Source organism: Polaromonas sp. P1_E1_2 (assembly GCF_056406035.1).
The window spans coordinates 1-10714 of the sequence record NZ_JBFUAZ010000075.1 but is presented as its reverse complement, the minus strand read 5'-3'; the positions used below and the strand labels follow the sequence as shown (position 1 = coordinate 10714).

Below are 10714 nucleotides of genomic sequence, written 5' to 3'. Positions count from 1 at the left end.
CCATCACCTCCTGGCCGCCCTATGCGCGCATGGCGCGGGCCGAGACGCTGACGATACGCCAGACCGACTACATCGCCGCCGTGCGGCTGCTGGGCGCATCGCCCTGGCGCATCGTGCTCGGCCACATCATGCCGCTGTGCGTGTCGTCGGTGATCGTGCGCGTCACGCTGGACATGGCCGGCATCATCCTGACCGCCGCCGGGCTGGGTTTTCTGGGCCTGGGGGCGCAGCCGCCCATGCCGGAGTGGGGCGCGATGATCGCCAATGGGCGTCTTTATGTGCTGGACCAGTGGTGGGTGGCCGCCGCGCCCGGCGCGGCGATTTTTGTCGTGAGCCTGGCCTTCAACCTGCTGGGCGACGGCCTGCGCGATGCGCTGGACCCGAAGGCCGCCAAATGACGGGCGCCAACATGCCCCTGCTGGTGGTCGACGACTTGCGCGTGAGCTTTCCGCGCCGTGACGGCGGCATGACCGAGGCGGTGCGCGGCGTGTCCTTCACGCTGGGCCGTGAGCGCCTGGGCATCGTGGGCGAGTCGGGTTCGGGCAAGTCACAAACCGGCCGCGCCATCATGGGGCTGACCGCACCGGAAGGCCGCATCAGCGCCAGGCGTCTTGAGTTCGCCGGCATGGACTTGCTCAACTGCCCGCCCGCCCAACGCCRCGAATTGCGCGGCGGCCGCATCGCCATGGTGTTGCAGGATCCGAAGTTTTCGCTGAACCCCGTCATGACCATAGGCGCACAGATCGTGGAGACGCTGCAAGCCCATACCCGTGTTTCGTCGGCGGAAGCAAAAAAGCGCGCACTCGCCGCGCTGGAATCCGTGCGCATCGACGACCCGGCGCGCGTCTACAAACTCTACCCGCATGAGGTGTCCGGCGGCATGGGCCAGCGCGCGATGATCGCGATGATGCTGATCGCCGACCCGGACCTTCTGATCGCCGACGAGCCGACTTCGGCGCTGGACGTGACGGTGCAACTGCAGGTGCTGTCCATCCTCGACACGCTGGTGGCTGAGCGCGGCATGGGCCTGATTTTGGTCTCGCACGACCTGCGGCTGGTGTCGACCTTCTGCGACCGCATCCTCGTGATGTACGCGGGCCGGGTGGTGGAAGAGCTGGCTGCCGGCGGCCTGGCGAATGCGCAGCACCCCTACACACGCGGCCTGATGGCCTGCCTGCCGCAGCTGGGCGCGTCCACGCATCCGCTGGCCACGCTGGACCGTCAACCGGAGTGGGCGCTGTGAATGCCGTGGTTTCATCTGCATCGCTGGGCCTGGAAGTCAGCGGCCTGCGCGTGGTGTACGACAGCTTTGTCGCCGTCGCCGATACCTCCTTCATCGTGAACCCCGGCGAAAGCTTCGGCATCGTCGGCGAATCGGGTTCCGGCAAATCCACCGTGCTACGCGCCATCTGCGGGCTCGCGCCGCACACGGCCGGCACGGTCAAGTTGCTGGGCCAGGACAGCGCGCCCGGCAGCAAGGCCTTCAGGCGGCAGGTGCAGATGGTGTTTCAGGACCCGTACGGGTCACTGCATCCACGCCACACCGTAGACCGCATCCTCGCCGAGCCGCTGGCCATTCACGGCATCGACGACGCAGAGGCGCGCATCGAACGTGCGCTGGAAGAAGTCGGGCTGGGCACGGGCTTTCGCTTTCGTTACCCGCACCAGCTCTCGGGTGGGCAGCGCCAGCGCATCGCGATTGCGCGCGCCTTGATTCTCGAGCCGCAAATCCTGCTGCTGGACGAGCCCACTTCGGCACTGGACGCCTCGGTGCAGGCCGAGGTGCTCAACCTGCTCGAAGAACTGCGCCGCAGGCGCGGCCTGACTTTCGTCATGGTGAGCCACGACCTGGCCGTCGTCACGCACCTGTGTGAACGGCTGATGGTGATGCAGCGCGGCCAGACGGTGGAGATGCTGCCTGCGGCCGACCTGGCGGCACACAAAGTCACGAATGCCTATACGCTGAGCCTGATGGAGGCTTCCACCGGGTTCAAACGCCGCGCAGCGGCCGACGTATCCGCCACGGCGTAAATCGTTACCAGGCAGGTCTGGCGCGCCGCAGCGCCGCATGCTTTAATTTCTCTTCAACACCACACGCCACGCCATGATCCACTGGGAAGCCCACGCCTGCCTGCCATTGCACCCGGCAGCCGATTTTTCGCCGATGGACGCGTTGCGCACTGCGGGCGTGAACTATGTGTCCGTCAATGTCGGCATGGACATGAACCCGGTGGCGCAAATCATGGCGGTCATTGCGGCCTTCCGCGCGAAGATTGCCGCGAACCCCGAACGCTTGCGGCTGGTGTCCAGTGTGGACGAGATCCGCGAGGCCGCGGCGGCGGGCCAGCTTGCCATCGGCTTTGACCTGGAAGGCGCGATGCCCCTGCAGGAGCGGCCCGATATGGTGACCTTGTACCGCGAACTCGGCGTGCGGCAAATCCATTTCGCCTAYAACCGTAACAACAGCGTGGCCGACGGCTGCCACGACGAAGCACGCGGCCTCACGCCGCTGGGTGTGCGCATGGTGCAGGCCGTCAATGAGGCCGGCCTCTTGATGGACTGCTCCCATACCGGCCGCCGCTGTAGCCTGGACATCATGGCTGCCTCGGCCAGGCCGGTGATCTTCAGCCACGCCAACCCGCTTGCGCTGGTGGAGCACGGGCGCAACATCACCGACGAGCAGATACGCGCCTGCGCCGCAACCGGCGGCGTGGTGTGCGTCTCGGGCGTCTCTGCCTTCCTGGGCACACGCACCCCCACAGCCGATGACATGGCGCGGCATGTGGCCTATGTGGCGGGCCTGGTCGGCGCGCAGCATGCGGGCATCGGCCTGGACATCAGCTTCCGGCAGGATGAGCTCAATGACAACCCTCCCGGCGACTACGATCCCACCTACTGGTGGCCCAAATCGGCTGGCTATGACCGCGCCGTACAGCGCATGACATACACGCCGGTTGAAACCTGGCAACTGCTGCCCGAAGCGCTGCGCCAGGTGGGCCTGAGCGCAACCGAGATCGAAGGTGTGATGGGCGACAATATGATGCGTGTCGCCGGCATCGCCTGGCAGCACRCATAAGAACCTCATAAAACTACCGGCAGCCCCCATGTCCTCCATTACCCTCCGCTTCCTGGCCGAACCCAGCACCGTCAACTTCGGCGGAAAAGTGCACGGCGGCACCGTCATGAAATGGATTGACGAAGCCGGCTACGCCTGCGCCACCAGCTGGGCGAAACGTTATTGCGTCACCGTGTCGGTGGGCAGCATACGTTTTCAGCGCCCCATCATGATCGGCGACCTGGTCGAAGTCGAAGCCCGCCTGGCCTATACCGGCACGACCAGCCTGAACATCTCGGTGGAAGTGCGCGCCGGCGACATGAAAGTCGGGCAGATGCAGGTCATCACCGAATGCCTGGTGGTGTTTGTTGCGGTAGACCTGGACGGCAAGGCCTTGCCCGCCCAGGAATGGCGGCCAGAGACCCCCGGCGACGTCGCGCTGGCCCAGCGCGTCAAAGCGCACCTGGATGCAGCCCGCTCCATGCAGCTGGGCTGACTTCACGTCTTGCGCGGATGCAGCCCAATGCTCTGACGGGCCGCGATCTGGCGGCCGCCCTCACGGTCGTCGTGCTGTGGGGCGTTAACTTCGTGGTGATGAAATTCGCGCTGCGCGATTTCACGCCTTTTCAGTTGGGCACGGCCCGTTATGTGTTTGCCGTGTTGCCGCTGGCGCTGCTGATCCGCCCGCCCAAAATCGCGTGGAAGTGGATCGTGTTCTACGGCCTTTTTCAGGGTGTGGGCCAGTTCGGCATCTTGTTTCTGGCGCTCAAGGTCGGCATGACCGCGGCGTTGGCCTCGGTGCTGCAGCAGACCCAGGTGTTCTGGACGGCGCTCTTTGGCTTTGTGCTGCTGCATGAGCGCGCCAGCCGGCCGCTGCAGGCGGGCCTGGTGCTGGCGGCGCTGGGCTTGGCCTGCTTTGCGCTCAACTACGTGGGCGCCAATGGCGCGGGCGCCACCACGCCGCTGGGCTTTGTGCTTACGCTGTGCGCGGCGGCCATGTGGGCCATGTCCAACATCGTGGCGCGTCGCGTTCAGCAGACCTACAGCGATTATTCGCCGCTGGCCTTTGTGGTCTGGAGCAGCCTGGTGGCGATACTGCCCTTTGCCGCTCTGTCCTGGGCCTTCGACCCCGAGGCCGCGCGCTGGCACTGGATGGAAGCGCGTGCCTCCAGCTGGGCCGCTGTAGCCTACCTTGGCTGGGCGGCCACCATTTTGGGCTACAGCCTGTGGACCAACCTGCTCAAGCGCCACCCGGCCAATCGCGTCGCGCCTTTCAGCCTGGGCGTGCCGGTGGTGGGCCTGGCCACCGGCATGCTGGTACTGGGCGAGGTTGTCACGCCCTGGCAATGGGCCGGCGTCGCGTTTGTAGTGGCCGCGCTGGCTTGTGTGATGCTGGGCGGGCTGGTGCTCAGGCCGCGTCCGCAACAGGCCTGACGCCCAGGAACCAGGCCGCCAGCAGCTCCAACGCGTAGCGCACCTTGGCCGGCTGCTCACCACGCCGCGGCGTGACGGCGTAGACCGGAACATCCGCCATGCGCCAGCCCGGCAATATCGGCAGCAAGCGGCCTTCGGTCATCGCTTTGCGGTCGTCCTCGCTCACACCCATGCTGATGCCCCAGCCGGCTATGGCCAGCGCATGCAGCGCCGTGACCTGCGAAGCCTGCACCCGGCCTTCCAGCCTCAGGGTTGCGCGTTCGCCAGACGGGCCCAGCAGCTCCAGCATGTCCGCGCTGTTGCTGCTGTTGGGTTTGCTGGCCAGCCAGTCGTGGCGCAGTAAATCCTGCGGCGTGGCGGGCCAGCCCCGTTCGGCCAGGTAGGCCGGCGAGGCGCATAGCTGGCGCGTCATATTGCCCAGCTTGCGTGCCACCAGGCTGGAGTCGGCCAGCTCGCCCACGCGCACCGCGATGTCCACGCGTTCGCTGATCAGGTCAACCAGCTTGTCGTCCAGCAACAGGCGCAGCGTGAGCCGGGGGTAGCCGCGCAGCGGCGCCAGCGCCGCTGCCAGCAGGCCGCCAAAGCCGGCCGGCGCGGCCAGGCGCAGCTCGCCTTCGGGTTCGTCGCGCAGCCGCACCAGCGCCTGTTCCGCCGAGCGCGCAGCCGCCACCATGGCGGCGCAACCAGCGTGGTAGCGCTCACCCGCTTCTGTCAGTGTCAGGCGCCGCGTGGACCGGTGCAGCAGGGCCAGGCCGAGCGACTGCTCAAGCTGCCGCAAATGCTGGCTCACGGCCGAAGGCGTCATGCCCAGCTGCCGCGCCGCCGCAGTCAAGGACCCCTTGGCAACCACCTCGGCAAAAATGGCCATGCGCTTGAGCTGGTCCATGGATTTATCGCTCATTAGTTAGCTCTACTTCACAGTGTTAGCGAATTTTGCCGTCTATTCAGAGCGTTGTGAAGTAATGACACTAGAGGCTCTTTTAACCCGCAGGAGTTTTTATGAACATCGCACTGATCGGCGCCACAGGTTTTATCGGCGCACCTATTCTTTCCGAACTGCTAAGCCGCGGCCACAAAGTCACCGTGCTGGCCCGCAACCCCGGCAAGGTCACCCCGCAAACCGGCCTGACCGTGGTCGCCGCCGACGCACTGAATGCCGGCCAGGTGGCCAAAGCCGCGGCGGGCCACGATGCCGTCATCAGCGCCTACAACCCGGGCTGGAGCGAGCCGAAAATCCACGACCTGCACCTGGAGGCCAGCAAAGCCATCGTGAATGGCGTCAAGCAGGCGGGTGTCAAACGCCTGCTAGTGGTCGGCGGTGCCGGCAGCCTGTATGTGGCGCCGGGCCTGCAGCTGGTGGACACGCCTGAGTTTCCCGCGCAATACAAGCAGGGCGCGCTCGCCGCACGCGAGGCGCTGAACCAGCTCAAGCTCGAAACCTCGCTGGACTGGAGCTTTGTCTCGCCCCCTATCGGCCTGGCACCCGGCGAGCGCACCGGCAAATACCGGCTGGGTGCGGACGATCTGCTGCCCGGCCAGGGTGACAAGCCGGCCGGTATTTCGGTGCCTGACCTGGCTGTGGCCATCGTGGACGAAATTGAAAACGCGCGGCATATTCGGCGCCGGTTTACGGTTGCCAATTAATAGTCTTATCGATCCCCGGACCAATAGACATGGGCGCAAGCAGCTATCCAATTAATAGCAATTTCTTTTGAGGTTGTGGCTGATTTTCAGGACGTGCTCTTTGTTGAGGGCGGCTAGCCGGGGGTAGCCCGGCAGCTACTCACTTTTCTTTTGCTTCGCCAAAAGAAAGTTACCTGCATGCCGGGCTACCCCCGGCCAGCAACTCTCAGTAAAGAGTACAACGCCGGGTAAGAAACCAGCCTACTTCAAAGCCTCACCCCGAGCCGCCTCCAGCACATCCCGAGTCTTCACCGCCTCGCGMCGCGCAGCCTCCGCAAAATCATCCGCCGAAGAGGCATACAAAATCGCGCGCGACGAGTTCACGATGATGGGAGCGCCGGACCGCCATCCCGCCTTCACGGTCGCCACCGCATCGCCGCCTTGCGCGCCCACACCCGGAATCAGCAAAGGCAAGGTAGGCGCCACGGCCCGCACACGCTCAATCTCCGCCGGGTACGTCGCCCCCACCACCAGCCCCAGCTGGCCATTGAGGTTCCACAGACCTTGCGCCAGACGCGCCACATGCTCGTACAGCAGCGGCTGGCCTTCAATCGAGGCGAATCGCTGGTTCTGCAGGTCGTCGCCGCCGGGGTTGGAGGTGCGGCACAACAGGAAAGCGCCCTTGCCTTCGTACTTCAAATACGGCGCGACCGAATCAAACCCCATGAAGGGCGAGAGCGTCACCGCGTCGGCACCGTAGCGCTCAAAGGCTTCCTTGGCATATTGCTCCGCCGTGCTGCCGATGTCGCCGCGCTTGGCATCCAGGATGATGGGCACTTGCGGCGCCACGCGGCGCATGTGTTCCATCAGGCGTTCGAGCTGGCCTTCGGCGCGGTGCGCGGCGAAGTAGGCGATTTGCGGCTTGAAGGAAATCACCAGGTCGGCAGTGGCGTCAACAATCGCCGCGCAGAAATCGTAGATCTTGTTGGCGTCGCCCTTGAGCTTGCCGGGAAATTTCGTGGGTTCAGGGTCCAGGCCAACGCAGAGCATGGAGCGGTTCTGGCGTTCTGCGGCGCCCAGCATGTCGAGAAAAGTCATGTCCCATTTTAAGCTCCCACGATCTCGGCAGCTTGCACTGTGCCCCTGATGGAGAACCCCCTGTATGCCAAACGCGCGATTGTCGCCAGTAGCTACCTGTCTGGCGTTTTACACGACGCAACAAAAAACCAGAGCCAGCGTCATGAGGATTTCACAGTGAATTTTTACGATCACCGCATTGCAAGTGCAGGAGGTCGTTGTGAATTTGCGGATCAGTCAAGGCGAATGCCCGCTGGAGATACCTCGTTCCAGGCTCGGGGCCGTGCCGGAGATGGGGTCTCCCCAGGGGCATGAGTGGATAGGTCATGGCCCTGTTGTTTTGCGGGGCATGGGGCGCAACTGGGCAGCGCTGGAGCGCTGGACATTTCAGCACCTTGCCCATCTGGGCGGGGCCAGGCCCGTGACTTTGGTGGTGGGTAATCGGGAGAGGTCCAGCACCCGGTTTGTGACGTCCACACTTGATCGCTATGTGGCACAGCTGGCGTTGCAGACAGCCGCGCAGGAAGAGGGCTCCCATATCGGATACCTCAAAGAGTTCGATCTGCTCAAGGAGATACCCTCATTGCGCCAGGACGTGGAACAAGATGCATGGTTCCCGCCGGGCAACATCGTCTCCAGCAGCGCGTGGATTGGCCCGCAAGGGGCACACACAGGCTTGCATTACGACCTGCTGGACAACCTGGCGGTGCTCACGCGCGGAGTCAAACGCTTTTATCTGGCCCGCCCCGGCACCGTGGAGCACCTGGGTGCGTTGTCAAAGAAGTATGACCGCTGGGCCAAGCTGGCATCGGTGGGCATGCGCGATCTGGCGCAAAGCGATGTGCCGGCAGACGCACTGTTTGCTGTCGATCTCTATCCGGGTGATGCCATCTACGTGCCTCATGGTTGGTGGCATGAGGTGGTGAATTTGCAGGCCAGCATTTTTCTGAGCGGATTTTTCGGCAGCAAGGCCCGGGTCGTTGGATTGTGGGTGGCCACAGGTGCCGTGCAGCTGATGCACGACTTTCAACTTTTGGGCACTCGCAATTGCTCCTGCCACTCAGGCGCCGCACGCCCGCCACCAGCCCCCGAAGTTCCGGGCCATCAACTCCTTTAACACCAACGCATACCGTTACCCATGACAACCAAACCGACCATCAAAAAGCACCGCTACATCACCCGCAATCTGCGTATCGGCGATATTCCAGCCTTGCTGGATCTGGAGCGCAAGCAATGGACGCAAGAGCAGCAAGCCACCGCAGAAGACTTTCGATCACGCATTGCCGCGCATCCCGATTGGAGCGGCGGTGCATTTTGCGCAGAAACGGGTGAATTGCTGGCGTCGCTCTTTTGCAAGCCCACCACGGAGACAGAGTGGGTCAACCCGGGCGACTGGCAAAAGAGTGCCGCCCTGGACGGCAAGGTGCCGAGGAACAAGCACGCCTCCCGCTGCCTGTTCGGCATCAGCCTGACCAGCGTGGATGCCGGCGCTGCCTTGCAGCTGATCGCATTCAACTATCTGTATGCGGTGAAATGCGGCACTCGTGAAGTGTTTCTGGGATCTCCCATGCCCGGGCTCAAGCGTCATTTGCAACGAAAACCAGGCGCATCGGTAGAGGCTTATGCACGGACTACGCGGGCCGGTTTGCCGGTTGATCCACAGCTGCGCTACTACCACGGCAAGGGGTTTTGTGAGCTTGTGGCCGTGCGTGAGAACTACTTCCCCCACGAAGCCTCGTGTGATTACGGCGCCATTCTGAAATCCAGGGTGCCGTATCCATGGCTCACACCGCTATTTCGCTGGACACCCGTCCCGGTGTTGAGGTCGCTTGCCGCACTGGCGCCGCGCTACGCCATTCCAGAAGACGACAGGGTGCCAGCACGAACAGAGTCTGCCGCTGAGCCAGAGGCGGCGTAGCCGTTCAACCCGTGTTGCGCAGCCATGCCAGAACCAGCTCACTGCGCGTAGCGTGTAGCCTGTTCCCCCTCAAGGGGCGGCGCCTGGGGCCGGCGAAGCCGGACCCGCGGCCCCCGCTGGCGAAATACCCCCAGTGGTAGTGCCCAAAGAATTCTTMAAGCCAGCATGAGCCGCGGGACTGGCTTTGCCAGACCGCAGGCGGGCGGCCCCCTCGGGGGGCAGGAAGCTACACGAAGTGAGCGATCGTGGGGGCACAATAACTCGATGCAACTCTCCCAACGCCAACTCATCCTGCTGGTTCTGCTCACCCTCGTCTGGGGCCTGAACTGGCCGGTGATGAAACTGGGGATTGCGGACTTTCCGCCGCTGACGTTCCGGGCGATGTCGATCTGGCTGGGCATTCCGGTGCTGGGCATCGCCATGGTGGTGCTAAAGGTGCCGTTTGGGGTGCCGCGGGGCAAGTGGCGTGAGCTCTTCTGGCTGGCGGCGGCGAACATGTTTGTCTGGCATGCGCTGATCATCCTGGCAGTGAAGAACCTCAGCAGCGGGCGCGCAGCGATTCTGGGCTACACCATGCCGATTTTTTCGGCACTGCTGGGTGCCTGGTTTTTTGGCGCCAGGCTCAAGCCCCGCAACTGGCTGGGGGTGGCAGCTGCCGCGCTGGGCGTGGCGCTGCTGCTGTGGAATGAAATGACCAACCTGTCGGGCAGCCCCCTGGGTGTGCTGTGCGCGCTGGTGGCAGCTGCGGTGTGGGCGCTGGGCACGCAGCTGCTGCGCAAGACCACGATACCGGCCGCGACGCTGACGCTGTCGTTCTGGATGACGGTGATGACCGCCGTGATGCTGACCGTGTTGGGTGTCGTGTTTGAGATGCCGCAGTGGAAGGCACCTTCGCCCACGACCTGGGGCGCGATTCTTTACAACGCGGTGCTGATCTTCGGTTTTGCGCACGCGGCGTGGTTCACGCTGGCGCGCGCGCTCCCGCCGGTGGCTTCCACGCTGAGCGTGATGATGATTCCCATCCTCGGGGTGTTTTCAGGCGCGCTGGGCCTGGGCGAAGTGCTGCACTGGCAGGACTGGGCTGCCGTGGTGCTGATGGTGGTGGCGATTGCCTCGGTGCTGGCGCCCAGCCGTGGCGCAGTTAAGGCCTGATAAAAATCAGCCCGGGTTCGTGACCAAATTCATGGCCAGGCACAGGTCGTCCCAGGCCTTGCCCTTGTCGGCCGGGTTGCGCAGCAAATAGGTGGCGTCGTAGGTCACTACCATGCGGGCTCCATGCAGGCTGTGCAATTGGCCGCGCTGTTTGCCGAAAGGCTCTGTCGATTGCAACACCGCCTGCGCGGCCAGACGGCCCATGACGAGCACGACGTCGGGCTGCGCGCTGGCCACCAGGGCGGGCAGCGCTTCGGGCAGGCCGGCGCCCGCACCGGATGCCGCCTGCCGGACCAGCGGCGCCAGCAGCACCATGCCAGCCTTGTGCAGGCGCGTAGCGCGCAGCATGTTGTCGAGCAGCTTGCCGGCATCGCCTTCAAAGGGGTTGAAAGACTCCCGCTGCAGCGCAGCCGCCGGCGTTTCGGCCAGCACCAGCCAGCGTGCGCCTTCGGCAT

Annotated in this window: 13 protein-coding genes; 10 read left to right on the top strand and 3 right to left on the bottom strand. The window is 64.3% G+C overall.

Going from position 1 to position 10714, the window contains the following annotated elements; all coding sequences use genetic code 11:
• The 6 genes from AC1D1P_RS06190 to AC1D1P_RS06165 form a co-directional block, all read left to right on the top strand.
• The coding region (locus AC1D1P_RS06190; RefSeq protein WP_477672404.1) for an ABC transporter permease at positions 1-398 on the top strand (398 nt) is incomplete at its 5' end.
• Positions 395-1243, top strand: a complete 849-nt coding sequence (locus AC1D1P_RS06185) for an ABC transporter ATP-binding protein (protein ID WP_477672403.1) — start codon at positions 395-397, stop codon at positions 1241-1243. The genes AC1D1P_RS06190 and AC1D1P_RS06185, both read left to right, overlap by 4 nt.
• A 23-nt stretch (positions 1244-1266) precedes the next feature.
• Positions 1267-2031 carry an ABC transporter ATP-binding protein gene (locus AC1D1P_RS06180; RefSeq protein ID WP_477672405.1) on the top strand — a complete coding sequence of 255 codons (765 nt, stop codon included), beginning with the start codon at positions 1267-1269 and terminating at the stop codon, positions 2029-2031.
• 73 nt (positions 2032-2104) lie between these two features.
• Positions 2105-3076: a dipeptidase gene (locus tag AC1D1P_RS06175; RefSeq protein WP_477672402.1), complete on the top strand. Its 972-nt coding sequence runs from the start codon at positions 2105-2107 to the stop codon at positions 3074-3076.
• Positions 3077-3104: 28 nt separating this feature from the next.
• Positions 3105-3551, top strand: coding sequence for an acyl-CoA thioesterase (locus AC1D1P_RS06170; RefSeq protein ID WP_477647199.1), 447 nt, complete (start codon positions 3105-3107; stop codon positions 3549-3551).
• Between the two features lie 17 nt (positions 3552-3568).
• On the top strand, positions 3569-4489 hold the full coding sequence (locus AC1D1P_RS06165) for an EamA family transporter (protein WP_477670649.1): 921 nt from the start codon (positions 3569-3571) through the stop codon (positions 4487-4489).
• Here AC1D1P_RS06165 and AC1D1P_RS06160 read toward each other — a convergent pair.
• The gene (locus AC1D1P_RS06160; RefSeq protein WP_477670648.1) at positions 4464-5390 is read right to left on the bottom strand and encodes a LysR family transcriptional regulator; all 927 of its coding nucleotides are present in this window, start codon (positions 5388-5390) and stop codon (positions 4464-4466) included. The two genes, AC1D1P_RS06165 and AC1D1P_RS06160, sit on opposite strands and share 26 nt — an antisense overlap.
• Positions 5391-5488: 98 nt before the next feature.
• Between AC1D1P_RS06160 and AC1D1P_RS06155 the strand changes: the two genes are divergently transcribed.
• Entirely contained in the window at positions 5489-6133 is a 645-nt protein-coding gene (locus tag AC1D1P_RS06155; protein WP_477670647.1) for an NAD(P)-dependent oxidoreductase, read from the top strand.
• A gap of 240 nt (positions 6134-6373) precedes the next feature.
• Here the strand turns inward: AC1D1P_RS06155 and pyrF are convergent, their stop codons facing one another.
• Positions 6374-7210 carry an orotidine-5'-phosphate decarboxylase gene (gene pyrF, locus AC1D1P_RS06150; protein WP_477672401.1) on the bottom strand — a complete coding sequence of 279 codons (837 nt, stop codon included), beginning with the start codon at positions 7208-7210 and terminating at the stop codon, positions 6374-6376.
• A gap of 199 nt (positions 7211-7409) precedes the next feature.
• On the opposite strand from pyrF, the gene AC1D1P_RS06145 reads away from it, so the two are divergent.
• The 3 genes from AC1D1P_RS06145 (at position 7410) to AC1D1P_RS06135 (ending at position 10259) form a co-directional block, all read left to right on the top strand.
• Complete coding sequence (locus AC1D1P_RS06145) at positions 7410-8306, top strand: cupin-like domain-containing protein (protein WP_477672400.1); 897 nt, start codon at positions 7410-7412, stop codon at positions 8304-8306.
• A gap of 21 nt (positions 8307-8327) precedes the next feature.
• Positions 8328-9107, top strand: coding sequence for a hypothetical protein (locus AC1D1P_RS06140; RefSeq protein WP_477672399.1), 780 nt, complete (start codon positions 8328-8330; stop codon positions 9105-9107).
• Positions 9108-9371: 264 nt separating this feature from the next.
• Complete coding sequence (locus tag AC1D1P_RS06135; protein ID WP_477672398.1) at positions 9372-10259, top strand: DMT family transporter; 888 nt, start codon at positions 9372-9374, stop codon at positions 10257-10259.
• Positions 10260-10265: 6 nt separating this feature from the next.
• On the opposite strand, the gene AC1D1P_RS06130 is transcribed toward AC1D1P_RS06135, so the two are convergent.
• Positions 10266-10714: uracil-DNA glycosylase family protein (locus tag AC1D1P_RS06130; RefSeq protein WP_477672397.1), on the bottom strand; the 449-nt coding region annotated here is incomplete at its 5' end.

Coding starts and splice junctions, on each gene's coding strand:
- AC1D1P_RS06170 (WP_477647199.1), top strand. CDS start 3,105: ATGTCCTCCATTACCCTCCGCTTCCTGGCCGAACCCAGCACCGTCAAC.
- AC1D1P_RS06165 (WP_477670649.1), top strand. CDS start 3,569: ATGCAGCCCAATGCTCTGACGGGCCGCGATCTGGCGGCCGCCCTCACG.
- AC1D1P_RS06160 (WP_477670648.1), bottom strand. CDS start 5,390: ATGAGCGATAAATCCATGGACCAGCTCAAGCGCATGGCCATTTTTGCC.
- AC1D1P_RS06155 (WP_477670647.1), top strand. CDS start 5,489: ATGAACATCGCACTGATCGGCGCCACAGGTTTTATCGGCGCACCTATT.
- AC1D1P_RS06140 (WP_477672399.1), top strand. CDS start 8,328: ATGACAACCAAACCGACCATCAAAAAGCACCGCTACATCACCCGCAAT.
- AC1D1P_RS06135 (WP_477672398.1), top strand. CDS start 9,372: ATGCAACTCTCCCAACGCCAACTCATCCTGCTGGTTCTGCTCACCCTC.